At 68.0% G+C, this 24,430-nt stretch carries 24 protein-coding genes; 15 read left to right on the top strand and 9 right to left on the bottom strand.

The genetic code is table 11. From position 1 onward, the window contains the following. The first annotated feature begins 211 nt into the window (after nt 1-211). From pdxH to FBZ89_RS27075, 6 genes are all read left to right on the top strand, one after another. Nucleotides 212-808, top strand: a complete 597-nt coding sequence (pdxH, locus tag FBZ89_RS27100; RefSeq protein ID WP_145753841.1) for a pyridoxamine 5'-phosphate oxidase — start codon at nt 212-214, stop codon at nt 806-808. Beyond that, nucleotides 805-1,767, top strand: a complete 963-nt coding sequence (locus FBZ89_RS27095) for a cation diffusion facilitator family transporter (protein WP_342780657.1) — start codon at nt 805-807, stop codon at nt 1,765-1,767. The genes pdxH and FBZ89_RS27095 overlap by 4 nt, the downstream gene beginning before the upstream one ends. A gap of 205 nt (nt 1,768-1,972) precedes the next feature. Beyond that, nucleotides 1,973-2,836: an MBL fold metallo-hydrolase gene (locus FBZ89_RS27090; protein WP_145753839.1), complete on the top strand. Its 864-nt coding sequence runs from the start codon at nt 1,973-1,975 to the stop codon at nt 2,834-2,836. A 71-nt stretch (nt 2,837-2,907) separates the two neighbouring features. Beyond that, nucleotides 2,908-4,152, top strand: coding sequence for an ArsB/NhaD family transporter (locus FBZ89_RS27085; protein ID WP_145753837.1), 1,245 nt, complete (start codon nt 2,908-2,910; stop codon nt 4,150-4,152). Between the two features lie 10 nt (nt 4,153-4,162). After that, nucleotides 4,163-4,510 (top strand): hypothetical protein, encoded by a 348-nt coding sequence (locus tag FBZ89_RS27080; RefSeq protein ID WP_145753835.1) that lies wholly within the window; start codon nt 4,163-4,165, stop codon nt 4,508-4,510. 100 nt (nt 4,511-4,610) lie between these two features. Further along, complete coding sequence (locus tag FBZ89_RS27075) at nt 4,611-4,943, top strand: hypothetical protein (RefSeq protein WP_145753833.1); 333 nt, start codon at nt 4,611-4,613, stop codon at nt 4,941-4,943. A 3-nt stretch (nt 4,944-4,946) separates the two neighbouring features. Here FBZ89_RS27075 and panC read toward each other — a convergent pair whose 3' ends face one another. Together panC and FBZ89_RS27065 are read right to left on the bottom strand one after the other, a co-directional pair. Beyond that, a complete protein-coding gene (gene panC / locus FBZ89_RS27070; protein ID WP_145753874.1) occupies nt 4,947-5,834 on the bottom strand; it encodes a pantoate--beta-alanine ligase in 888 nt (295 codons plus the stop codon). Nucleotides 5,835-5,909: 75 nt separating this feature from the next. After that, nucleotides 5,910-6,767 carry a DUF6134 family protein gene (locus tag FBZ89_RS27065; RefSeq protein WP_145753831.1) on the bottom strand — a complete coding sequence of 286 codons (858 nt, stop codon included), beginning with the start codon at nt 6,765-6,767 and terminating at the stop codon, nt 5,910-5,912. A 215-nt stretch (nt 6,768-6,982) separates the two neighbouring features. On the opposite strand from FBZ89_RS27065, the gene FBZ89_RS27060 reads away from it, so the two are divergent. Then, the gene (locus FBZ89_RS27060; RefSeq protein ID WP_246172616.1) at nt 6,983-7,462 is read left to right on the top strand and encodes a Fur family transcriptional regulator; all 480 of its coding nucleotides are present in this window, start codon (nt 6,983-6,985) and stop codon (nt 7,460-7,462) included. 35 nt (nt 7,463-7,497) lie between these two features. Then, nucleotides 7,498-8,643, top strand: a complete 1,146-nt coding sequence (locus FBZ89_RS27055) for a CobW family GTP-binding protein (RefSeq protein WP_145753827.1) — start codon at nt 7,498-7,500, stop codon at nt 8,641-8,643. Between the two features lie 73 nt (nt 8,644-8,716). Here the strand turns inward: FBZ89_RS27055 and FBZ89_RS27050 are convergent, their stop codons facing one another. Then, a complete protein-coding gene (locus FBZ89_RS27050) occupies nt 8,717-9,226 on the bottom strand; it encodes a DUF6622 family protein (RefSeq protein ID WP_145753825.1) in 510 nt (169 codons plus the stop codon). 171 nt (nt 9,227-9,397) lie between these two features. Between FBZ89_RS27050 and FBZ89_RS27045 the strand changes: the two genes are divergently transcribed. Continuing rightward, nucleotides 9,398-10,324 carry a LytTR family DNA-binding domain-containing protein gene (locus FBZ89_RS27045; RefSeq protein ID WP_186457606.1) on the top strand — a complete coding sequence of 309 codons (927 nt, stop codon included), beginning with the start codon at nt 9,398-9,400 and terminating at the stop codon, nt 10,322-10,324. A gap of 42 nt (nt 10,325-10,366) precedes the next feature. After that, on the top strand, nt 10,367-11,290 hold the full coding sequence (gene panE, locus FBZ89_RS27040; RefSeq protein WP_246172614.1) for a 2-dehydropantoate 2-reductase: 924 nt from the start codon (nt 10,367-10,369) through the stop codon (nt 11,288-11,290). Between the two features lie 63 nt (nt 11,291-11,353). Here panE and FBZ89_RS27035 read toward each other — a convergent pair whose 3' ends face one another. Genes FBZ89_RS27035 through FBZ89_RS27025 form a run of 3 tightly spaced genes read right to left on the bottom strand, consistent with a single transcriptional unit; the run spans nt 11,354 to nt 14,234 of the window. After that, entirely contained in the window at nt 11,354-12,784 is a 1,431-nt protein-coding gene (locus tag FBZ89_RS27035; RefSeq protein ID WP_246172613.1) for a hypothetical protein, read from the bottom strand. Next, the gene (locus tag FBZ89_RS27030) at nt 12,771-13,370 is read right to left on the bottom strand and encodes a BON domain-containing protein (protein WP_145753821.1); all 600 of its coding nucleotides are present in this window, start codon (nt 13,368-13,370) and stop codon (nt 12,771-12,773) included. Before FBZ89_RS27030 ends, FBZ89_RS27035 begins: the two co-directional genes overlap by 14 nt. 57 nt (nt 13,371-13,427) lie before the next feature. Continuing rightward, nucleotides 13,428-14,234, bottom strand: a complete 807-nt coding sequence (locus tag FBZ89_RS27025) for an N-acetylmuramoyl-L-alanine amidase family protein (RefSeq protein WP_145753819.1) — start codon at nt 14,232-14,234, stop codon at nt 13,428-13,430. 361 nt (nt 14,235-14,595) lie between these two features. Between FBZ89_RS27025 and FBZ89_RS27020 the strand changes: the two genes are divergently transcribed. Then, on the top strand, nt 14,596-15,081 hold the full coding sequence (locus tag FBZ89_RS27020; RefSeq protein ID WP_040846069.1) for a YajQ family cyclic di-GMP-binding protein: 486 nt from the start codon (nt 14,596-14,598) through the stop codon (nt 15,079-15,081). Here FBZ89_RS27020 and FBZ89_RS27015 read toward each other — a convergent pair. Then, the gene (locus FBZ89_RS27015; RefSeq protein ID WP_145753818.1) at nt 15,038-16,948 is read right to left on the bottom strand and encodes an ATP-binding response regulator; all 1,911 of its coding nucleotides are present in this window, start codon (nt 16,946-16,948) and stop codon (nt 15,038-15,040) included. The genes FBZ89_RS27020 and FBZ89_RS27015 overlap by 44 nt on opposite strands. 172 nt (nt 16,949-17,120) lie before the next feature. Continuing rightward, complete coding sequence (gene dgcA, locus FBZ89_RS27010; protein ID WP_145753816.1) at nt 17,121-18,137, bottom strand: N-acetyl-D-Glu racemase DgcA; 1,017 nt, start codon at nt 18,135-18,137, stop codon at nt 17,121-17,123. 132 nt (nt 18,138-18,269) lie between these two features. On the opposite strand from dgcA, the gene FBZ89_RS27005 reads away from it, so the two are divergent. Beyond that, a complete protein-coding gene (locus FBZ89_RS27005; protein WP_145753814.1) occupies nt 18,270-19,085 on the top strand; it encodes a hypothetical protein in 816 nt (271 codons plus the stop codon). Nucleotides 19,086-19,119: 34 nt separating this feature from the next. Here the strand turns inward: FBZ89_RS27005 and FBZ89_RS27000 are convergent, their stop codons facing one another. After that, on the bottom strand, nt 19,120-20,505 hold the full coding sequence (locus tag FBZ89_RS27000) for a CRTAC1 family protein (RefSeq protein ID WP_145753812.1): 1,386 nt from the start codon (nt 20,503-20,505) through the stop codon (nt 19,120-19,122). A 263-nt stretch (nt 20,506-20,768) separates the two neighbouring features. On the opposite strand from FBZ89_RS27000, the gene FBZ89_RS26995 reads away from it, so the two are divergent. The 3 genes from FBZ89_RS26995 (at nt 20,769) to FBZ89_RS26985 (ending at nt 24,344) form a co-directional block, all read left to right on the top strand. Then, nucleotides 20,769-22,610 (top strand): ribonucleoside-diphosphate reductase subunit alpha, encoded by a 1,842-nt coding sequence (locus FBZ89_RS26995; RefSeq protein WP_145753810.1) that lies wholly within the window; start codon nt 20,769-20,771, stop codon nt 22,608-22,610. Between the two features lie 75 nt (nt 22,611-22,685). Further along, complete coding sequence (locus FBZ89_RS26990; RefSeq protein ID WP_145753809.1) at nt 22,686-23,339, top strand: EF-hand domain-containing protein; 654 nt, start codon at nt 22,686-22,688, stop codon at nt 23,337-23,339. A gap of 39 nt (nt 23,340-23,378) precedes the next feature. After that, nucleotides 23,379-24,344: a ribonucleotide-diphosphate reductase subunit beta gene (locus FBZ89_RS26985; RefSeq protein WP_145753807.1), complete on the top strand. Its 966-nt coding sequence runs from the start codon at nt 23,379-23,381 to the stop codon at nt 24,342-24,344. The last annotated feature ends 86 nt before the right edge of the window (nt 24,345-24,430 follow it).

Genomic DNA, 24,430 nt, shown 5'->3' with positions numbered 1-24,430 from the left:
GGCATGGCTTTGCGCAATCCGGTCTCGCATCCCCGACACTGTCCCGCATCCACTCCTCTCGGGGTGGCCGCCAATGATCTGGGGCAACAAACCACCCCAAAAATCACACGGCGCCATGCGGGTCGTCCATGCGGCGTCCTGCGTGGACAAGGATGTAGTGTGGCGTATGGTAGGCGGCAATTCCGGCATATCTATGACACGGATTACCACCATGGATTTTGTTGTCGCACCCGACCCTTACGCGCTGTTCCAATCCTGGCTGGACGAGGCGGCGCGGACCGAACCCAACGACCCCAACGCCATGTCGCTGGCCACCATCGGTGCCGACGGCATCCCGGCGGTGCGCATCGTGCTGCTGAAGGGCCTGGATGACGGCGGCTTCGTCTTCTACACCAACACCCTCAGCCGCAAGGGCTGCGAACTGGCCGCCCATCCCGTCGCCGGCCTGTGCTTCCACTGGAAAAGCCTGCGCCGCCAGGTCCGGGTGGACGGCCGCGTCAGCCCGGTGACGGCCCAGGAGGCCGATGACTATTACCGCGTGCGGCCACGGGGCAGCCAGATCGGTGCCTGGGCCTCGGCGCAGTCGCAGCCGCTGGATAGCCGGGCGACCCTGGAACGCCGCGTGGCGGAGGAGACGGCGCGCTTCGGCGAGGGCGACATTCCCCGCCCGCCGCACTGGTCCGGCTACCGCGTCACCCCGGCGCGCATCGAGTTCTGGCAGGATAGAGAGTTCCGCCTGCACGACCGCCTGGTCTATACTCGGGATGCCGAGGACGAGGGTTGGACGACGGAACGCCTCTACCCATGAACATGACGGCCAAGGTGCAGCCTGAATCGCCCGACGGTGTGGGGGAGGGCGATGCGGACGGACGGTGGCGCCGTGGCGCCACCTATGCCAGCGTCACCGTGGCCGCCATCCTCATCGCCGGCAAGTTCGGCGCCTATCTGGCCACCAATTCCGTTAGCATCCTGTCCTCGCTGATCGACAGCAGCGTGGACGCGCTGGCCTCCGTCATCACCCTCATCAGTGTGGCCCGGGCCCTGAAGCCACCGGACTCCGCCTTTCGTTTCGGCCATGGCAAGGCGGAACCGCTGGCGGCACTCTTCCAGTCCGCCTTCATTGTCGGATCGGCCATGTTCCTGGGCTACGAATCGCTGGGCCGGCTGTTCGAACCGAGGCCGGTGGGCGACATCAGCGTGGGCCTGTGGGTCATGGCCGCCGCCATCGCGCTCACCTTCATGCTGGTGCTGTTCCAGCGCTGGGTCATCCGCCGCACGGCCTCGCTGGCCATTGGCGCCGACAGCCTGCACTACAGCGGCGACATGCTGCTGAACGCCGCCGTCATGGTCTCGCTGCTGCTGGGCCGCTGGACGGGCCAGGCGTTCTGGGATCCCCTGTTCGGTCTGGGCATCGCCGCCTTCCTGGTCTGGGGCGCGGTCGGCATCTCGCGCACGGCGCTGGACGTGCTGATGGACCGTGAGCTGCCCGACGTGGACCGTACCCGGGTCGTCGACCTTGTGAACGCCCACCCGGCGTCACGCGGTCTGCACGACCTGCGCACCCGATCCACCGGCCTGGGCCAGCACATCGAATTCCACCTGGAGCTGGACAGCCATCTGACGCTGACAGAGGCGCATGACATCACGGATGAGATCGAATCATCCCTGCGCGCCGCCTTTCCCAACGCGGAGGTCACCATCCATCAAGAGCCGGCCGGCCTGGATGATGAGCGGCTGGACCATCGCCTGCGTCCCCGCCGCCGGTGAAACGGGAAAGGATGCCTGAATTTCAAGGGGGATTCCCCGCTGGAAAGGGTACCCCTTAAAGTGTGGTTGTGCGTTCGCGGGGCGAACATCACTTGACAATCCCTGTGCACTTGTGCCCAAGCGCGTTCCTTCCTGTGCGACACGTCACAGACCGGTGTTCAAGGGAGGGTTAGCTTGGCCGCGATGGAATTCGGGGCTTTGGTTTATGGGTTTCACCGTTACCTTCTGGGGTGTCCGCGGGACTGTCCCCTGTCCGATGGCCAGTCATCTTGAGTATGGTGGCAACACCAGCTGTATCGAGGTGACGGCGGGCGACCGAACGCTCGTACTGGATGCCGGCACCGGCCTGCGGTCGCTGGGCAAGAGCCTGCGCGCACGCGGCATCAACGATGTCACGTTGCTGCTGACCCATACCCATATCGACCACATCAATGGCTTCCCGTTTTTCGAGCCCTGCTACAACACCGACTTTTCCATGCGGGTGATGGCGGGCCACTGCCAGGGCGCGCACTGCATCCAGTCCGTCATGGAAAAGCCCATGGATTCCTGCCTGTTCCCCGTGCCGCTGCAGAAGCTGCGCGCCTCGCTGGTGTTTGAGGATTTTCGCCCCGGCGCCACCCTGGACCTGGGCGACGGCATCACCGTCCACACCGCGCGCCTGAACCATCCGGGTGGCGGCACCGGTTATCGCATCGACTACGACGGACGCAGCTTCTGCTACGTCACGGATACCGAGCACGACCCTGATCGTATGGACGCCAACGTCCTGGGCTTGATCCAGGGTGCCGATCTGGTGGCGTACGACTGTTCCTATACCGATGAGGAATTCGCCGGCCGCCGGGGCTGGGGCCATTCCACCTGGCGGGAAGGCGTGCGCCTGGCCCGGGCCGCCGGCGTCGGCCGCCTATGCCTGTTCCACCACGATCCCGACCATGACGATGTCCGCATGAAGGCCATCGAGGCTGAGGCGCAGCAGGAATGGGCGCAGTGCTTCGCCGCGCGCGAGGGCATGCAGGTGGACATGGCGGCCCTGGCCGGGGCCAAGAAGGGCGCCGAGGCTGCGGCCTAATCACATCTACCTGATTCCCTAGGCCTATTTCCCGCTTGCCGCTCGGGCGCCCGCGCGGTAGCGCTGGGCTCATGACTCTGCTGATCCTCGTCACCTTCACCGTCGTCTACCTGGGCATGGCCATCGGCCACCTACCCCGGCTGAAGGTGGACCGCACCGGCATCGCCATGCTGGGGGCCATCGTCCTGCTGGTGGCGGGCGCGGTGACGGAGGGGGCGGCCATCAAGGCCATCGACTTCCCCACCCTGTTCATCCTGCTGGGGCTCATGATCCTGTCGGCGCAGTTCGCGCTGTCGGGCTTCTATGACTGGTGCGCCTGGCGCCTGGCCAACGTGCCGTGGAAGCCGGAGGCGCTGCTGGCCGCCGTGGTGGTGGTGGCGGGCGGCCTGTCCGCCCTGCTGGCCAACGATGTGGTGGTCTTCGCCATGACGCCGCTGCTGTGCGCGGGCCTGCGGGCGCGGGGGCTGGACGCGCGGCCCTATCTCATCGCCCTGGCGGGGGCCGCCAACGCCGGGTCCGCCGCCACCGTGATCGGCAATCCGCAGAACATCCTCATCGGCCAGCTGGGCCACCTGGGATTCTGGCGCTTCCTGTTCGCCTGCGGCGTGCCCGCCTTCCTGTCGCTGGTCATCGTCTATTGGGTGGTGGCGCGGGTGTGGCGGGGGCGCCTGTCGGACGGCCAGGCCCCGGCCCTTGTGAACCGTGAAGAGGGGCCCCCGGACGCCCCCCGGGCCTGGCAGCTATCCAAGGGCCTGATCGGGGTCGTGGTCCTGCTGGTGGCCTTCACCACGCCCTTTCCCCGCGACGTCGCGGTGTTGGGTATTGCCGGCTGCATGCTGGTCAGCCGCCGCTTCGCCAGCCGCGACATGCTGGGCCTGGTCGATTGGCACCTGCTGGCCCTGTTCGCCGGCCTGTTTATCCTGACGGGCGCCCTGGCCGACACCGGCCTTCCCGGCCAGCTGGTGGACCAGCTGGCGGCGTCCGGCCTGGCGCTGGACCGGCTGCCCTTCCTGGGCGCCTTCTCCGTCCTGGCCAGCAACAGCATCGGCAACGTGCCGGCGGTGGTGCTGTTGATGAAGGTGTGGGCCCACCCGCCGGAGGGGGCGCTGTACGCCCTGGCCCTGTTCTCCACCCTGGCCGGCAACCTGCTGCTGCCCGGCAGCCTGGCCAACATCATCACGGTGGAGCGGGCGGCGGCGGTTGGCGTGACCCTGGGCTTCCGCGACCATGCCCGCTGCGGCGTGCCCATGACCGTGCTATCCCTGCTGCTGGCCACGGTGTGGCTGCTGGCGATGGGCTATATCGCGGCGGTATGAGGGGATGGCGATGCGGCGGCTGGTGGTGATGGGCTTGGTGATGACGGGAACGTGCCTGGCGCTTGCCGCCTGCGCCTACACCGGTGACCGGCGCTGGAACGTCGACATGGCGTTGCTGACCCGCGACCACCCCTCGCTGGCGCAACAGCAGGCCCTGGTGCGGGAAAAGGAACAGCGGTTTCCCGAGACCTTGCGCGCCTGCGTCGCAGCCAACGACCCCGAGCGCCTGGCGGACCTGGACGCGGGCCGGGGCTATCCCATCTCCGACTGGCACATCGGGCGTGCCCACGACGCCGTGCTGGACTGCATGCGCGCCCAGGGCTGGGTCACCACCTCCACCAGCCGCCTGTCGCCCTAGGGGCGGGGCGCTCTCCCGGCGATGGGGGCGCCATATTCTTGCCATCCAGGGTGGATAGCCCTGCATCCACACGGCGTGGGGCCGCGGGGATGGGGATATCATGCGCGCAAGACACCTGGGCGCCTTGGCGGCCTGCCTGCTGCTGACAGGCTGCTTTTATACGATGGAGCGGCGGTGGGGCCTGTCATATGGACCCTTGCAGCATGGACCATTGCCGTCCCAAGCAGCGTGGGACGACATGAGGCGGCGGTTCCCCGAGACCTTGCACGCGTGTGTCGCGGCGCATGATCCCGACCGCCTGCCGGATGTGGAGGCTGGTCGGGGGTATCCGCTTTCAGGCTGGTTCATCGATACTGATCGGCACAAGGCGGTGCTGCACTGCATGGCGCTTCAGAATTGGTATGCCACGCCCACCACGCTCCTCATGCCCTGAGGCTCAGGCGTCCGGTCCCAGCGCCAGGTTATCGATCAGGCGGGTGCGGCCCAGGAAGGCGGCAACCAGGGCGCGGGCGGGGCGGTCCACCCGCTCCAGCGGTGCCAGCGTCCCGGCATCGACCACCGCGACATAATCGATGCGGGTGAAGCCGGCGGCCGTCAGTGCCTCCGTGGCCTGGGCGATGGCGGGGGCCACGGGCTGGCCGCCGTCGCCCAAGGTGTCGCGCAGCCGGTTCAGCACACGGCTGATGGCGACGGCCTGCTGCCGTTCCTCCGCCGAAAGGTAGCGGTTGCGGGACGACAGGGCCAGGCCGTCGGCCTCGCGCACCGTGGGCACGCCCTCGATGCGCACCGGGATGTCCAGGTCGGCCGCCAGGCGGCGAATGACGGCCAGCTGCTGGTAATCTTTCTGCCCGAAGCAGGCGACATCGGGCAGGGCCTGCAACAGCAGCTTGGCCACTACCGTGGCCACGCCCTGGAAATGGCCGGGGCGGAAGTGGCCCTCCAGCGGCACGGCCACCGGCCCGACATCCACCGTGGTGGTGAAGCCCGGCGGATAGATGGCCTCCACCCCCGGCGCGTACAGCAGGTCGCAGCCGGCGCCGGCCAGCAGGCGGGCGTCACCCGCCTCATCCCGGGGATAGCGGCTGAAGTCCTCATTGGGCCCGAACTGGGTGGGGTTCACGAACACGCTGGCGACGACGCGGTCGGCCAGGTCGCGCGCGCGCTTGACCAGGGTCAGGTGCCCTTCGTGCAGGGCGCCCATGGTGGGCACCAGGCCCACGCGCAGCCCCTCCTTACGCCAGGCGGCGACGCGGGCGCGCAACTCCGCGGGGGTGCGGACGATGGCCAGGGGGCCAGTGGAGGCGGCGGCGGGGGGCGGGGCCATGGCGGCGGTGTCCGTGCTCATGGCCCGGCATTTAGCGACGGGTGGCGGGGGCGGGCAAGCGCTTTCGGTCCCTGGTCAGTCCCGCCGTTCGGGGGCGGGCGGGCCGGCTTCCGTCCCGGAGGGGGAGGCGACCAGCGCACCGGCGTTGGACGGTCCCTGCAGGGCATAGGCGACGTCATGCCCCCGGGCATGGAAGGCCAGCTTCAGCCAACGGCCGGAATCGTCGTACCAGAAGTCCACCCGGTTGGTGGCGGGCGGCGGGTTGGTGATGAAGCCCAGGCTGTAGTGCGTGGCAGCCACGGTGGCGTCGCCGGCGTGGATCATCTCCTGCCCCTGGCGTTCCACCTTCACGTCCATGACCACGCCCCGGATGGTGTCCAGCAGGCGCGATGCCGTCAGTATGGCCGGGTTCCAATAGCTGGTGGGGATGATGTCGGCCGGCGCCGTCACCGCCCCGTGCGAGCTTTCGACCGCGAACCCGTCTTCCACCGCATGGCCCTTCACCCAGTCCTTCTGGCCGTTGTCGTCGGTGCTGCTGTCCAGCGCGGCGAGACGGCCTTCATGCCATACCTCATGGCTGACATGGTGATAACGGTAGGCCGTGATCATCAGCAGCTTGGCCTCGAAACGGATATCCACATCCACGACCGTGTCGCCGTTGGCCGCCTTGGCCACCGTGACGCGGTGGTGGCCCAAGGGCGTGTCGCGGCCATAATGGGCGCTGAAGTCCAGCGACCGCTCCACCGTCGTGCCGGGGGTCGACGGCATCGCGGCCGGGGCGTCCTCCCGCTCGGGCGGTGTCGCGGTGCTGGCGCGGGCCGGTGGGCCGCCCCATATCAAGGTGGCGCCAACAATCAGCGCCGCGCGGACCAACGTCGCGCCGGCGCGGCAAGCGCGCTTGGCGACGATCGGAGCAAGGGTGTCATGTGGCATCGCGCTTCCCTTCGATGCGGTGGTGCCCTGGCTTCGGTCCAGCCGGGTGCCATATTCTCCGGACCGATACGAACGGTAACATGATTTGGTTTACGCGGAAGAACCGGACACCCTTCCTTCCGTGCTATGGTTCGCCTGAAATGGCAGTTCGAGAAAGGCTAGCAACAATGTCGTTGGCTACCCAAAGCCCTAGCCCGCATGTCCATGGTGGCAAAGTGTCCCAGGGTCATGACCATAAGGCCCATGACCACCAGGCCTGCGTCGGCGACGCCCTGACCCGGGCGCACAGCCTGTGCGAGGCGCGCGGCGCACGCCTGACCACCCTGCGCGAGCGGGTGCTGGAACTGGTGTGGTCCAGTCACAAGCCGCGGGGCGCCTACGCCATCCTGGAAGAGATGGCGGTGGACGGCAAACGCGTGGCGCCGCTGACCGTCTATCGCGCCCTGGACTTCCTGGTGGAACAGGGGCTGGTTCACCGCATCGAATCGCTGAACGCCTATGTCGGCTGCCCGGAACCAGGGCAGAGCCATGCCGGCCAGTTCCTGGTGTGCGAGCGCTGCGGCGACGCCACCGAGCTGAACGACCCCGCCGTGACCGACGCCATCACCAACGGCGCCGCTGCCCGCGGATTCCGCGCCGTGCGCCAGACGGTGGAGGTCCTCGGCCTTTGCCCGGCCTGCCAAGCGGCGGTCTGACCGCGGCCGCCTGATCCAACGATGACCTTCAAGGAATGCCTGCCGTGACCGCTGTTTCAGCCGCCCGCCTGCCCATCTCCGTCCTGACCGGTTTCCTGGGCAGCGGCAAGACCACGCTGCTGTCCCGCATCATCCGCGACCCGCGCATGGCCCGCACCGCCGTCATCATCAATGAGTTCGGCGAGGTCGGGCTGGACCACCTGCTGGTGGCCAAGGCGGACGAGAACACCGTGCTGATGGATTCGGGCTGCATCTGCTGCACCATCCGCAGCGACCTCGCCGACACCCTGCGCGACCTGTACCTGCGCCGCCTGCGCGACGAGGTGCCGGAGTTCGACCGCGTGGTGATCGAGACCACCGGCCTGGCGGACCCGGCACCCATCCTGCACACCCTGATGACCGACCCGCTGGTGGCGGCCCGCTTCCGTCTGGACGGCGTGGTGACCACGGTGGACGCCGTCCACGGTATGGGGCAGCTGGACGCGCAGGAGGAAAGCCTGAAGCAGGCGGCGGTGGCCGACCGGTTGGTGCTGACCAAGACCGACATCGCGACACCCGAGGCGGTGGAGTATCTGAAGGAACGGCTGAAGCAGCTGAACCCTGCGGCATCGGTGGTGGACGCCCAGACGGACGAGGCGCTGCCCGTGCTGCTGTTCGACGCCGGTCTCTATAACCCGGAGACCAAGAGCCTGGACGTGCAGCGCTGGCTGCGCGCGGAGGCCTATGACGACCATGGGCACCATCATGATCACCATCACCACGATCATGATCACGACGGCCATGATCACGACGGCCATGACCATGCCGACTGCGATCACGATCCCGGCCATTGCGCGCATGAGGACCATGACCACGACCCCAGCCGCCATGACCAGGCCATCGGCGCCTTCTGCCTGACCTTCACCCAGCCCCTGGTGTGGGATGAACTGGTGGGGTTCCTGGAGACGCTGGCCCGCCTGCGCGGCCCCGACGTGCTGCGGGTGAAGGGTGTGCTGAACGTGGTGGAGAGCGACCAGCCCATCGTCATCCACGGTGTCCAGCACCTGTTCCACCCCCCGGTACAACTGGACGCCTGGCCCAGCGACGACCACCGCAGCCGCATCGTCTTCATCACCCGCGATGTCAGCCGCCAGGTGGTGGAAACCCTGTACGCCAGCTGCACGGGAAAAAGCGTGGGGTAAGGGTTGCTCCACGCCTGGAAATGCCGAAAGCGGCAGGAGGCCGGCCTCCCGCCGCTTTTTCTTTGAGCGCGGCTCAGGCGGTGGCCAGCACCATGTCGGGGGCGCGGCGGTAGCTCTGGATGAAGCGCCAGGACCAGCCGGCGAAGTAACCGACGCTGAAGCCCGACACGCCGATGTCCAGGGCGATGGCGGTGTCGTGCAGGTCGGGGCGCGCGGCGGCCAGGACGTTCAGGACGTAGTGGGAACCGAACAGGAAGAGGTTACGGGCCAGGGGCACCCAGCTGCCCGGCTGGCGCACCAGGCCGCGCTCGCGGTCCACCTCCACCTGGACGGTTGTGAGGCTGGCCAAGCCCAGCCCGACGACGGCGCCCACGGCCCATTCCAGCAGCACCGGGCCCAGGGGGCCGGGGCGGGTGACCAGGCCGTACAGGCCCCAGATGATGAAGACACCGGGGATCAGCCAGACGCGGCCCGTCTGCTGCACGGTGGTCCGCAGGCGCCGCGCCCCCATGAACACCAGGAAGGCGAACAGCGCGAAGATCCAGGTGGGGGTGTGGCTGATGATGCGGGAGAGGATTTCCATGACGGGGCGGGCTCCAGGATGTTGCGCCGGGCGGCGTGGCCAAGTGGTTGGTGGGCCTAGCCTTCGCTCAAGCCGCCGCCCGCCGGCAACGGCACCTTCGCGGCCCGCTTGACGGATTTCGTGAGTGGCTGGTAAAGGCCGTTCACGAAGCGCGAACGGATGAGGCCGGTCTTGACGGCGGAACGCGGGGTGCAGCAGGCGGCGGACGCCGGGGTCGCAGGAAAGCGGCCGCCGGGCAGTCTTGCCGGCATCGTCGCTTTCGACCTGCCCGACTGGGTGCGCAGTTGGGGCGGCGTCGTGGCGCTGTCCCTGGTGCTGGCCATGTTCGGCCCCTACGGCACCTTCCTGTCCATGGACAGCCCGTCGCGCGTGGTCTTCTGGTGCGCGTCGGCCTTGGGCATCGCCGCCATGACGCGCGCGGTCCATGCGGCCTTGCGCCGCTGGCCCATCGCCGCCGCCTGGCCCGCCTGGCAGCGGCGCGGGGTGTCGGCCCTGATCGCCTCGCTGCCCGCCACGCTGTGGATCATCCTGCTGTTCAGCCTGTGCGCCAAGGTGCCCCAGGGCGTCCAGGGGGGCGTCCAGGGGGGTACCTTGCACTTCTGGCGCACCTGGCCGCAGGTCATCATCACCAGCATGGTCTTCGCCGTCATCCTGGGCCGCCGGGACCCGGAGGCGCCCCCGGCCGCGGCGCCCGAGCCCGGGCGGGTCGCGTCTCCGCCGGATGCGGAGGTGGCGGAACCGGTCCCCGACTTGGCCCCCGACTTGGCCCCCGATTTGGCAGCGGCCTTCCTGGCCCGCGCCTGCCCGCGTCTGCGCGACGCCCGGCTTCTGGCACTGGAGGCGGAGGATCACTATCTTCGGATCCACACCGATGATGGCTCTGACCTGGTGCTGATGCGCCTGCGCGACGCCATCGCCGAACTGGGGGAGGGGCTGGGGATGCAGGTTCACCGCTCCTTCTGGGTGGCGCGGGCGGCGGTGGCGGAGGCCACGGTGCGTGGCCAGGCGGCGCAGCTGCGCCTCAGCGACGGAACGGTGGTGCCGGTCAGCCGCACCGCCCTGCCGCGCCTGAAGGCGGCCGGCTGGCTGGCGGATTAGGATCAAGCCCTGCGGGGGCTGGAATAAGAAGGAAAGATAGCGATGACCATGCGTGTCCTGGTCCTGGGCGCCGGCGCCACCGGTGGCTTCTACGGCGGCCACCTGATGCAGGCGGGGGAGAACGTCACCTTCCTGGTGCGGCCCAAGCGCCATGCCCAGCTGATGGAAAACGGCCTGGTGGTGGTCAGCCCCCAGGGCAACATCATCAGCCCGGTGCAGGCGGTGACCCGTGTGGCCAAGCCCTTCGACCTGGTGTTGCTGTCGTGCAAGGCCTATGACCTGGACGCAGCCATCGAGACCATCCGCCCGGCCGTGGGGCCGGAGACGCGCATCCTGCCGGTGCTGAACGGCTTGAACCACCTGGACCGGCTGGACGCCGCCTTCGGGGCGGAGCGGGTGATGGGCGGCCTGTGCCACCTGACCATCACCATGGACCCGGACGGCACCATCCGCCACCTGCACGCCTTCAACCGCCTGACCTTCGGCGCCCGTTCCCCGGCTCAGGCGCCCTTGGCCGAGGCGCTGGCCCAGGCCTATGCCAAGTGTCCCATCACCGTGGTCAACAGTCCGGACATCGTCCACGACATGTGGGAGAAGTTCTATTTCCTGGCCACGCTGGCGGGCAGCACCACCCTGATGCGGGCCCCCATCGGCGCCATCCTGAAGGCGCCGGACGGCCTGGCCTTCATCACCGGCCTGCTGGACGAGTGCACCCGCGTCGCCACCGCCGCCGGCCATCCGCCCAGCGCCGAGCGCGACGCCGAATCCCGCTATCATCTGACCAAGGAGGACAGCAGCCTGTCCGCCTCGATGATGCGCGACATCGAGAAGGGCGGCCCCACGGAGGGTGAGCACATCGTCGGCGACATGCTGCGCCGGGGCCGCGACCTTGGCCTGGACCTGCCCCTGCTGACCCTCGCCACCACCCACCTGCGGGCCTACGAGGCGCGGCGCACGGCCCCGTGAGCGGGGCGCCCTTCCGGCTGGTGGAAATGATAAGGCCCCGTGCGAAAGCCGGGGCCCTTATCATCACTGCAGCATGGGCGTGCCGGTCTCGATCTCCACCAGGGCGGCCAGCATGGGCACGGCGATATCCTTGCGCTGGGTGTCGCCGCTGTTGCTGCGCTCCGCCGCCGACAGGCCGGCCAGGTAGGTGTTGCGCCAGCGCTGGTCCTTGAACAGCAGTTTGTCGGCGCGGGCACGCTGGGCCAGGATCAGGGGCTTGGGGTCGGTCCCGGCGGACAGCAGCTTGTCGATGCGGCCGGACAGGGCTTCCGCCTGCTTGCGGTCACCGGTCTTCAGCGCGTCGGCCATCAGCTGGACGAAGGTTTCCGCCTTGATGTCGGTGTCCTGCACCTGCTCGGCATAGGTGGTGGCCAGCTGCATCTCGCCCCGGGCGCCCAGGCGGCCCAGCACGGCGGGGATGGTCCATGGGCTTTCCTGCTGCACGGTGCGCAGCAGGCCCAGCGCCAGGTTGGGGTCCCCCAGGTCGCCGGCGGCCACCGCCAGCTCTGGCGCGCAGCAATTGCCCTTGCGGTCCTTGAAGCGGCTGAACTGCTCCTCCACCGTGTTCAGGAACATGGTGTGGGCGCGGGCCTCGTTGCCGGCCCTGTAGAAGCCCTCGGCCACCAGGCCCAGTTCCCAGGCGCAGTTGTTGGCCTGGGCGTATTCCGCCGCCTCTTCCACCAGCTTGCCCGCCTGGCCCTTGTCCCCCTTCCAGATCAGCGCCTGGCTGATGTCGGTCAGGTTGTAGATGCGGGTGGAGCAGTCGTTGATGCGCCGGGTGATGTCCAGGGCCATGTCCACCTCGCCCGTCAGCGCCAGGGCGCGGCCCAGGAACAGGTCGCGGCCCGTGTCCGTCACCGGCGGGGCGCGGCGGAAGGCGGCGATGAAGGGGGCGATGATCTGCTTCGTGCGTTCCTTGTCGCCCAGGTGGTAATGGGCGACCGCCAGCGACAGCCAATCCCAGCGCGGGGCGGTGATGGGATAATCCACCGGCTGGATCAGCCCCTCGATCCGGTAGAGGAAGCAGCCCGTGGACTGGGCGTCGTTGCAGGCCAGGCTGCGGATGCGCGACTTGAAGTCATTGTAGTCGAAGTCACCCACGAACTGGTTGGTGGACAACTGCACCGCCAGGGGGCTTTCCGGGCTTTGCACCAGGATGTTGGACAGCAGCTTGTCCGCCTGCAGCAGCAGCTTGGTCTGCTCCTGCAAATCGTAGCTCTGGTCGGCCTTCTTGATGGACTCCATCGCCTGGACGAACTGGCGGTTGGCCATGGCCTGGGCGTCGGGCAGCGTCTGGTTGCCGGCCAGCCCGGGAATGGGCTGGGCGCCGGCCGGCGCCCCCGGCGTCAGGGCCAGCGTCACGGCCAGGACGGGAAGAGCCAGGAAACGACCCAGGGCCAGGAAGCGGCCCAGAGGACGAAAAACACCCACGGCAACACGCTCAACGACGGACATAATTCACAACCTGGCGGACGCGGGGCAGTTCGCGGGCGTGCTGCAGCACGGCCTCAAGCTCCACCCCACTACGGGCGACGCCCATGATGTAGACCACCTGGTTGACGGTTTCGATGCTGTAGTTGCTGGATTTGACCTGCCCGTCCAGCAGCAGGGCCGCCCACAGCTTGGTGTTGATCCAGGTGTCGGTCGCGCTGTCGGACAGGCTGCTTTCGTCCGCGATCTTGATTTCATTCAAAACTTTGCGCACGCCATCGGCCTGCCAGGCCAGGCGCACCGCGTCCACCCGCATATCAGGGTCGCTGGCGTTGCCGGTCAGCAGCACTTCGCCCCGATCGACCGTGACGTTCAGGCGGCTGTTCATCTCCGGGCTTTTTTCCTTCCAAAGCCGGTGAATCTGCTCATCGATCTGGCCGTCGGGCACGGCGGGCGCCTCGGCGGCGGCCTCCGCCCGCTGGCGCGCCAGTTCCGGCGATTCGCGGCCGGGGGACTGGCACCCGGCCAGAAGCGCACCCATGCCCGCCAGGAGAAGAAGGAGAGGGCCGGTGACGGGGCGGCGCTGGCCGATGATGGTCGCGGAGGTCATGAGCGGTGCCCTGGTCCCTGTTTTTCAGAAATTCGCGGTGGCAGGCTATAGCGGAAATCAGGCGAAAGTAGGGGAGGCGAGCAGCGTCGCCAATTCCCGCGCGAGGATGCCGGCGATGCGTTTGCGCTGGGCGGGGTCGCGCAGCAGCGCTTCGTCCTGGCGGTTGGACAGGAATCCGGTCTCCACCAGCACGGACGGGATGTCCGGCGCCTTCAGCACCACGAAGTTGGCGGAGCGCATGGGGTTTTCCAGCAGACGCAGGTCACGCCCCGCCCCATGCACGATGCCTTGGCGGGCCGCCAGGGACGCCGCCTTGGTGCGGCGCGTGGCCAGGTCCATCAGGATGTCAGCCACCACCGGCTTGGTGTGCTTCAGGTCCAGGCCCAGGCGGTCGGCGTAGTTTTCCTTGTCGGCCAGCGCCTGGGAGAACGCGTCCGACGCCTTTTCCGACAGGGTGTAGGCCGACAGGCCGCGGGCGTTGGCGTTGGGGGCGCTGTCGGCATGAATGGACAGGAACAGGTCGGCCTTGGCCTCGCGCGCCACGTCCACCCGCTCCCCCAGTTCCAGGAAATGATCGTCTTCCCGCGTCAGGTCGGCGTTCAGGCCCTGGGTTTTACGCAGTTGCAGGGCCAACTCCTTGGCCAGATCCAGCGTCACGTCCTTCTCATAAGTGCCTTCGTGGCCGATGGCGCCGGGGTCCTTGCCGCCGTGGCCGGGATCGATCATCACCAGCCGGGGGGGGCGAAGCGCGGTGGGGCGCGCGGCCACGTTGATCAGATGCTCGGCCTGTCCCGGGCGGACAAGGCCGCCGACGCCCAGGAACGGTATTCCGACGGCAAGCCGGAGGATGGCCCTGCGATCCATGAGACTAAATCCGCCCGAATGAACTGCTTGAGAATCGTGCTTTGGCGTGCGGTGCCGTTCCGCGACGCAACCATGCGATGCATGCCGCCGCGCCCGGAAAGCCCGGACCTTTCCGCATGCGGTATGTTTGACCCGCGCCTTGCCGTATCGCAACAAAATCTTGGGGGGAGACTCGATAAACATGGGCAGGTGTTGCGGCCGGATGACGGCCCTGGCCAACCCCAGGCGAACCCTGGGCCGCCGCATGCCCCCCGCCGGCGCCCCGGGGGTGTGCCCCGTCAAAGGGCCGTGCTAGAACCGGGGAAGGCGCGCCGTCCGTGCGGCGCCGTTTCATCATCGTTCATGCGGGAGCCTGACTGCCATGCCGTCCTTCGACATCGTTTCCAAGACCGATAAAGCCGAGGTGGACAACGCCGTGGCGGGCGTGGTGCGGGAACTGGGCCAGCGCTTCGATTTCAAGGGCGCCAAGTGCACCATCGAACATAAGGACGACGTCATCACCATCGTGGCCGATGACGCGCCCAAGCTGTCCCAGATGCAGGAAATGCTGAAGGTGCACCTGACCCGGCGCAAGCTGGACGTGGGTTGCCTGGACTGGGGCGACGACCAGCGCGCCGCCGGCGACGCCCGCCGCCAGGAGGTCAAGGTGAAGCAGGGTATCGACAAGGAACTGGCGAAGACCATCGTCAAGGCCATCAAGGACAGCAAGATGAAGGTCCAGGCGGCCATCCAAGGTGATGAGTTGCGCGTCACCGGCAAGAAGATCGACGACCTTCAGGACGCCATCCGCCTGGTGAAGGGCCTCAAGATCGAGCAGCCGCTGCAATACGAGAACTTCCGGGACTGACCCCGGGGGACGGCGGGGCGGGTGCGCGGCCTTGGCCGGTGCCCGTGCCGCCCTGCCCTGTGCCGTTCTGCCCCGTGCCGTTCTGCCCCGTGCCGTTCTGCAGGGCGTCCACCACCAGGCGCTGCAGGCGGGGCGGGGCGATGGGTTTGTGCACGACCACGACGCCGGCGGCGGTGGCTTGCTCCATCAACTGGGGATCGGTGTCGCCCGTCACCAGCATGCCGCCGACATCCCCGCCATAGCGCTTGCGGATCTCCGCGATGACATCCATGCCGCGCCGGTTGCCCGGCAGGCGGTTGTCGGAAATGACCAGGCGCGGGATTGCGTCCGTCTTGTCCAGCCCCTCGAACAACGCCTCGGGCGTGGGTGCCGCCAGGGGGACGCAGCCCCAATCCTCCACCATGGCCTCCAGCGCGGCCAGTTGCAGCGGGTCATCCTCCAGCAGGGCCACAAGCACGCCACTGGGCAGCACGCCGCTGGGCGGTTGGTCCTTTGACGGCTCCTTCACCGGCGGTTCCGCGGTGCCAGGCTCTTTCACTTCCGGATTCCGGGCCGGGCTGGGCGGCGGTTCCTTGACCGGCTCGGCCGCGGGGGCGGCGGCGGCCGGCCGGACCTCGGTCACCAGGACCGGGCGGGGTGCCGGCGCCCGCACCGTCTCGGCCAGCGGCAGGGTGATGGTGAAGCCCGAGCCCCGGTTCGGGGTGGAGACGACGGTGACCGTCAGGCCCAGCAGGGTGGCGGTCTTCTTGACGATGGCCAGGCCCAAGCCCAGGCCGTGCTGCGCGTCGCGCTTGGCTTGTCCGGACTGGGCCGTCGGCGCGCCGGCGGCGGTCTCGCCGCGATAGAACTCGTCGAAGATGAAGGGCAGCTGGTCGGCCGGGATGCCGCAGCCCGTGTCCCATACCTGCAACTGCGCCGTCGTGCCCCGGCGCCGGCAGCCGATGAGGATCCCGCCCTTGCGGGTGTGGCGCACGGCATTGACGATCAGGTTGCGCACCATGCGGTCCAGCAGGACGGGGTCGCTGTTGACCTGGGCGGTGGTGGGGACACAGCGCAGGTTGACGCCATTGGCGGCGGCCAGCGGCCGGAACTCACCCGCCAGCCGCTCCATCACCGTTGACAAGGCGAAGCGCGTGGGCGTGGGCGTGACGGTCGCGGCCTCCAGCGCGGAGATCTGCACCAGGGCGTTCAGCAGATCCTCGGTGGCGTCCAGCGACTCCGTCAGCTTGGTCGCTAGGTCGCGCTGGGGATCGTCGGTCAGGCGGGTTTCCAGCAGATGCAGGAACAGGCGCATGGCCTGGAAGGGCTGGCGCAGATCATGGCTGGCGGCGGCCAGGAAGCGCGACTTGGCACGGTTCGCCCGTTCCGCTTCCGCTTTCACCGCCTGCGCCTCGGCCAAGGCCACGGCGCCCCGGCGCGCCGTTTCCACCGTGATATCCAGGCCCAGGCCGACGATGCCGGTGATTCTGCCGTCCGCCTCGCGGTGGGGTTCCAGCACCAGGTCGTACAGCCGGCTTTCCGTCTCCCCCGGGATTTCCAGGCGGAACATGTGCCGCTCACCCCGGCCGGTTTCGAGGATGCGGCCCTTGATGGCGTGCAGGGTGGTGAAACCCTCGGCACTCTTGCCGCGGCCGTTGCGGATGTCCAGGTCGGTCAGGCCCAGCACGCCGGGGCCGAAGGCTGCCACGGGCCCCTTGGCCCAGACATAGCGCAGGTCGTTATCCTGCACGAACGCCAACAGGGGGGCGGGGGCCGACAGGCGGTTCAGCAAGGCATTTTCCGCTTTCAGGGCGGCGTTTTCCGCGCGCAGACGGGCCAATTCTTCCCGCTGCTCTCCCTGCTCCCGGCCCAGAATTCGATTTAACATGGCCCCAACCAGACGTTTTACTTGGCAGGCCCCGAGTTAATCCTCTTTTAGGCCAAAAGCGAAGTGCGCCCTTGGGCGTAGGCCCCCAGGGGGAGGCCGTTCGACAGAGGGGCGGGAGCGGTGCCAAAGGGGAGGGTATCCCCTCATAAACCATTGGTGCGCATCGCTTTCCCTATCCCCATAAGGCAGGGGTCGGTGGGTCGGCGATGGCGCCCGCGTAGCGAAGGCCGGGCATTCGGTCGCGGGCCAGGAGCAGGGGGCCGTCCAGATCGACGAAGGCCGCCCCCTGGGCCAGCAGGTGGGCGGGGGCCATGGACAGCGAGGTCGCGACCATGCAGCCCACCATGACGCGCAGGCCCGCCGCCTCGCAGGCCGCCTTCAGGGCCAGCGCCTCCGTCAGGCCGCCGGTCTTGTCCAGCTTGATGTTGGCCACCTGATAGCGGCCGATCAGGGCGCCCAGGCTATCCAACCCATGCACCGATTCATCGGCGCCCAGGGGGATGGGGCATTGATATCCCGCAAGGTCGGCGTCGCGGCCGGCCGGCAGGGGCTGTTCCAGCAGCTCCACCCCCAGGGCCGCCAGCGCTGGGGCGTAGCGATCCAGCTGCTTCAGGCTCCAGCCCTCATTGGCGTCCACCATCAGGCGGGCGTGGGGCGCGTTCTCCCGAACCGCGGCCACCCGGTCCAGGTCGCCCTCGCCGGTCAGCTTCAGCTTCAGCAGGGGGCAATGGGCGGCGGCGCGGGCGGCGGCGCCCATGGCCGCCGGCGTGTCCACCGACAGGGTGAAGGCGGTGGCGAGCGGCGCCGGGGCCGATGCCAAGCCGGCCAGGCGCCAGGCGGGTACACCGGTCCGCTTGGCCTCCAGGTCCCACAGGGCGCAGTCCAGGGCGTTACGCGCCGCCCCCGGCGGCAACAGGCGCTGCAGGTCGGCGCGGGTCAGGCCGGCGGCCACGGCGGGCGCCATCGCCTCCAGAACCGCCACAACGCCGGCCACCGTTTCGCCGTAGCGGGCATAGGGCACGCATTCGCCCCGACCCGTGGCACCCCGACCCGTGGCACCCCGGCCCGTGGCCCCGCCGTCCGTCACCTCCGCCACCACCACATGCGCCTCGGTCTTGGCGCCGCGCGAGATGCGGAAGGTGCCGCGGATGGGGAAGGTCTCAGCGCGGACGGTCAGCGAAGAGGGCATTGGGATAGACCTTGAGGAAAAGGCGCCGCCACCGGCGGGGCGCGGCAACATAACGCTTCGCCACGGCCGGCGCGATCCGGCATTCTCCGGGGCGGCGGGACGGTAGTCTAGGGTTGGGTGGTTATGGAGGACGTGCGGCGCAAGCCGATGGTGTGGCATGAGGCGGCGGCCGCGTTCCGCGAGGTGCTGTCCGATCCAGGGCGCACCGTGCGTTTCGCCGGCATGCCGGCCCTGGTGATGATGGTCCTCTATGTCATCCTGGCGCTGACCCATCCCCGGCCGGTGGACCCCGCGCTGGAGGAGGCGTGGGAGGCGGAGGTGCTGCCCTTCCATCTCATTCCCATGGCCTTCAACGCCTGGTTCTTCATCCGCATGCAGGTTTGGTGGGCGCGCTGGGTGTTGCAGGCCGATGACGGGGTCGGCTTCCTCAGCCCCAGCCTGGGCCGGCGGGAACTGGCTTACCTGGGGTGGATGCTGGCGGCCATGGTCAGCGCCCTGCCGGTGCTGGTCTTCCTGCTGCCCTCCCTGCGCCTGCTGGACGGAGCCCTGGTGGCGCTGGGCATGGAGATGCCGGAATCGGTGGCCGGCGGCCTGTTCGTGCTGGTGGCCTTACCGTTGGTGCTGATCATGATGGGCATCTTCGGCCGACTGATGGTGGGCGTGGTGCCTCTGGCGGTGGGCGGTGCGCCCACTTTCCGCCTGGGATGGATCGCCACCCGCGGCCTGTCCGTGCGACTGACGGCGCTCAGCCTGCTGACGGTGCTGCCCGCCTTCGTCACCCCCCTGTTCAGCCGCCTGACCGATCCGGTCGAGATCGCCGCCAGCTACGTCGTCAGCGTCGGCCTCTACGGCGTGGGATGGGGCGCCTATGCCGTCATGCTCGCCCGCTTCTACGGCCTGACCCTGGGGCGCACCCGCCGCCAGACGCCAGCCGTGGCGCCGTCCTGATGACGGCCCGGCAAGGGTTCAGCGGGCCAAGGGGCTAGCAGGTCGGCTGCTGCCCCAGGCTGGGATGGTGGACCACCATCAGGCGGCAGAGGTCGGGCTGTTCCACCCGCAGGGTGGCGCCGTCCGGCCAAGTGATTTCCAGCATGTCCACCAGGGTCAGCTCGCCCAGGCCGAAATGGGCTACGGGCTCGCGCTGGTAGGGGCCGCCGGAGCCGCTGGTGATGCTGCGCAGCTGGCGCCGGCCGCCGGCGGTCAGGCAGACGGTGGCGCCGCGCGCCGGCGCGCCACCGGCCGTCAGGGGCAGGACGCGCAGCCAGTTGTTGCCGGTGGGGGAGGCCAGGAACAAGGATAGGGGCTGGGCCTCACCATCGCCGTGGCCCAGCAGCAGTTCCAGCTGGCCGTCGCCGTCGATATCGGCCACCACGGCGGCGGTGCCCAGGCCCTCCGGCTCAGCGGCGTCGCCCACGTCGATGGACACCCAGCGATCCTCCCGCCAGGCGAACAGGCGGTTGGGCTGGCCATGCATGTTGAAGAACAGCTCCTCATAACCGTCATTGTCGAAATCGGCGGCGATGACGGCGCGCACCGGACCCGGCTGCGCCATCTCCGCCGGCGCCACATCGACGAAGCCGCCGCCGGCGCGGTGCTGGAACAGGCGCTGCGGCCCCTGAATATTGCCCAACAGCAGGTCGACCAGCCCGTCGCCGTCGGCGTCCAGGATGGTGGCGGCGCTGGCGTTGGCGAAGGGATCGTCCAGCCCCACCTCGTCCGCGATCTCCTCATACTGGCCGCCGCCCAGGTTGCGGAACAGCAGGTTGGGGCCGTTGGCGCAGCCGACGAACAGATCGGGCAGGGAGCCGGTGAGGCAGGAGCCCAGCAGCAGCCGGGCGTCGGCCTCGATGTCCAGCCCCGCCTCCTCCGCCACCTCGTGCAGGCGGCCGCGGCGGTCCAGCTCGAACAGTTGCAGGGGCACGCCCTCGCCCCCCACCACGATGCTGTAGCGGCCGGTGCCGTGGCGGTCCAGGCAGGCCAGCGAGGTGCCGGCGGCGCGGTTGGCGGCGGCGAAATTCTCCGGCAGGGCCGCCAGGTCGATCCAGCGGTTGCCGAAGCAGGCGAACAGCCGGTCCGGCGTGGGCAGCGCGCCGGCCGCGACGGGTTCGTTCAATATGTAGAGCTCTTCCCGGCCGTCGCCATCCATGTCGGCGAACAGGGCCGCCCGGGCGCAGGCGCTGGCGTCGGCCAGGGGGCCCGCCGGATGCTCCACCAAGGCGCCGCCGTCCCAGCTCAGCACGCGGTTGGGCGCGTCGGCGCAGGTGACGACGAAATCAAAGCGTCCATCACCATCTATATCCCCCACCGCGATGCCGGCACAAGATATAGGGGGGTTGGGAACGATGAGGTTGGAGCACGCGATGAACATCAGGCGACCCTCCAGGGCATCGGGCGGCCCCCTTTCGGGCAGGTTCCGCACCCTCATTAACCATGGCTGGCGGGCAGGATACCCCATGCTGGCCGCAGTATCCCTGGGCTTTTCCGACGCAATGGAAAAATGCCCTTCGGAGGTACAAAAAATCCGTTGGCGGACTGTCACGATTTGGTAGGATCAGCGCTCGTTGCCGCTAGATGTGGTATCCGGTCCTCGGTTATCCACAGCGCAATTCATACACAGCCTGGGGATAAGTCATGCGGGACGGAGACGTTTTCGGCAGGATTCAAGTTGCTAACCGTCCGGCGGTCGTTGTGGATCATTCCCGTGACGATCTGCTGACGGCCTTCGGCAAGGCAACCTTGACCGACCGCTACCTGCTGCCCGGTGAAAGCTTCCAGGATTTGTTTGCGCGCGTGGCCAGCTATTACGCCGACGACGCGGCCCATGCCCAGCGGCTGTACGACTATATCTCCAAGCTGTGGTTCATGCCGGCCACCCCGGTGCTGTCCAACGGCGGCACCTCACGCGGCCTGCCCATCAGCTGCTTCCTCAACGAGTGCAACGACAGCCTGAAGGGCATTGTCGATCTCTGGAACGAGAACGTCTGGCTGGCCTCGCGCGGCGGCGGCATCGGCAGCTACTGGGGCAACCTGCGCTCCATCGGTGAGAAGGTCGGCGGCAACGGCAAGACCTCCGGCGTGGTGCCCTTCATCCGCGTCATGGACAGCCTGACCCTGGCCATCAGCCAGGGCAGCCTGCGCCGTGGCTCCGCCGCGACCTACCTGCCTGTCTCGCACCCGGAGATCGAGGAATTCATCGAGATGCGCCGCCCCACCGGCGGCGACCCGAACCGCAAGGCGCTGAACCTGCACCACGGCGTGGTCATCCCCGACGCCTTTATGCGCGCGGTCGAGACCGATGGCGAATGGGCGCTGACCAGCCCCAAGGACGGCTCGGTCATCCGCCGCATTTCCGCGCGGTCCTTGTGGATCCGCATCCTGACCGCCCGCATCGAGACGGGCGAGCCCTACCTGCTGTTCATCGACCATGTGAACCGCGCCATGCCGGAACACCACAAGCTGGCCGGCCTGTCGGTGAAGATGTCCAACCTGTGCAGCGAGATCACGCTGCCCACCGGCCTGGACCAGCTGGGCCAGCAGCGCACGGCCGTCTGCTGCCTGTCGTCGCTGAACCTGGAATATTTCCTGGAATGGCAGGACCACCCCACCTTCATCGAGGACACGCTACGCTTCCTCGACAACGTCATGAGCGACTTCATCGAGAAGGCGCCGGACGACATGGAGCGCGCCCGCTATTCCGCCATGCGCGAGCGCTCCGTGGGCCTGGGCGTCATGGGCTACCACAGCTTCCTGCAGAGCCAGGGCCTGCCCATCGAGGGCGTGATGGCCAAGGTGTGGAACAAGCGCATGTTCGCCCACATCAAGCGCCAGGCCGATGAGGCCTCGCTGAAGCTGGGCCGGGAGCGCGGCGCCTGCCCGGACGCCGCCGACTACGGCTATGAGGAGCGCTTCTCCAACAAGATCGCCATCGCGCCCACCGCCAGCATCTCCATCATCTGCGGCGGCGCCTCGCCCGGCATCGAGCCGGCGGCGGCCAACGCCTTCAACCACAAGACGCTCTCGGGATCGTTCTCGGTGCGGAACAAACACCTGGAGCAGGTGCTGGCGACCTATGGCCGCAACGACGAGGACACCTGGTCGTCCATCACCCTGAACGGCGGTTCCGTCCAGCACCTGGACTTCCTGTCGGATCTGGAGCGCGATGTCTTCAAGACGGCGTTCGAACTGGACCAGCGCTGGCTGATCGAGCACGCGGCCGATCGCACGCCCTTCATCTGCCAGTCGCAGAGCCTGAACATCTTCCTGCCGGCCGACGTGCATAAGCGCGACCTGCACCAGATCCATTTCCAGGCCTGGAAGAAGGGCGTGAAGAGCCTCTACTATCTCCGCTCCATGTCCATCCAGCGGGCGGAGGCCGACATCGGCGCCGTCGTGGCCAAGAAGACGGAAGCGAAAGCCAGCGCCCCGACGGCCGTGGAAACCAACAACTATGAGGAATGCCTGGCTTGCCAGTGAGCCGTTGATCCACGATCGATGGCTCCAGGGGCTGGTCTTCCTCGATCGGTCCATTGACGCTGGCGGGGAAGTCGCATGCGGGTTGTGAAGGCACTGGCCAGGGTGGCCTTGGCGGGCGCCCTGGGGTTCGGCCTGGCGGGGTGCGGGGGGCATGACCTGCCGGTGAACCCCTACCTGCAACTGGTACCGGTCAGCCCCTCGGGGCAAATCCTGGGGCCACCCTCGGGCAGCCAGTTGCAGTACAAGGCGGTGCTGATGCTCTGGTTCCACCAGACCGACACCAACCATGACGGCGTGCTGACCCGGGATGAGGTGATCGCCGACGCGGACCGGAGCTTCGACCTGTTCGACCTGGACCACGATGGCAGCATCACCTCGGCCGAGCTGGAGAAGTACCGCCTGACCCAGCCCTTCCGGGCGCAGCCGCATCCGGTGACGCCCCTGCTGGGCGCCCAGGACCGCGCGGTGCAGCCGGACTCGGTGGAGGCGCTGCCGGACGGCGCCAGCTACCAGGGCTCCCGCGTGCGATTGCAGGTGGGCCTGGACCCGGTGATGTCGGCCGACACCGACAGCGATTTCCGGGTGACCCGCGAGGAGTTGCGCGCCCAGTCGCTGCGCAAGTTCGACAAGTGGGACGCCGACCACGACGGCAAAGTGACCGCCGATGAATTCCTGGCGGCGATGATGGCGCCCTTCGAGGCGCTGACCAAGTCGTCGGGCTGGTTCTGACTATTTCACCAACGACGTATAGACGAACGGATTTCGCCCGTGCCCAGCCAGCTTTTGACCCCGAACCCCGTCTACAAGCCCTTCCGCTATCCGTGGGCCTATGAGGCCTGGCTGACGCAGCAGCGCCTGCACTGGATGCCGGAGGAGGTGCCGCTGGCCGACGACGTGAAGGATTGGCGCCAGAAGCTGTCGGACGGTGAGCGCAACCTGCTGACCCAGATTTTCCGGTTCTTCACCCAGGCCGACGTCGAGGTGAACAACTGCTACATGAAAAAGTACGCGGCGGTGTTCCAGCCGACCGAGGTGCAGATGATGCTCTCGGCCTTCTCCAACATCGAAACCATCCACATCGCGGCCTATAGCCACCTGCTGGACACCATCGGCATGCCCGAGGTCGAGTACTCCGCCTTCCTCCATTACAAGGAGATGAAGGACAAGTACGATTACATGCAGGAATTCACGGTGGACAACCCCGCCAACATCGCCAAGACCCTGGCGGTGTTCGGTGCCTTCACCGAAGGCCTGCAGCTGTTCGCCTCCTTCGCCATCCTCATGAACTTCCCGCGCTTCAACAAGATGAAGGGCATGGGGCAGATCGTGACCTGGTCGGTGCGCGACGAGACGCTGCACACGCAGTCCGCCATCCGCCTGTTCCGCACCTTCGTCGCCGAGAACCAGGAAATCTGGACGGAAGGCTTTCAGAAGGATCTCTACGTCGCCTGTTCCACCATCGTGGCGCATGAGGATGCCTTCATCGACCTGGCGTTCGAGATGGGCGGTGTGCAGGGCCTGACGGCTGAAGACGTGAAGCAATATATCCGCTGGATCGCCGACCGCCGCCTGGTGCAGCTGGAACTGCAGCCCATCTATCGCGTGGAAAAGAACCCGCTGCCGTGGATGGATGTCATGCTGAACGGCGTGGAACACGCCAACTTCTTCGAGAACCGCGCCACCGAATACAGCAAGGCCGCCACCGGGGGCAGCTGGGACGAGGCGTTCGACTGAGCCGCCCGGCATGCGGGCGCGGTTCATTGGGGGGTGAGAAGGCGCCGGTGGTGACATCGGCGCCCTTTTTCGTTTTAGGATGTCGT

This window comes from Nitrospirillum amazonense (genome assembly GCF_007828045.1).
In the GTDB taxonomy this organism is placed as follows: Bacteria; Pseudomonadota; Alphaproteobacteria; order Azospirillales; family Azospirillaceae; genus Nitrospirillum; species Nitrospirillum amazonense_C.
The sequence above is the reverse complement of the archived record's forward strand: the minus strand, read 5'-3'. Positions and strand labels throughout refer to the sequence as shown.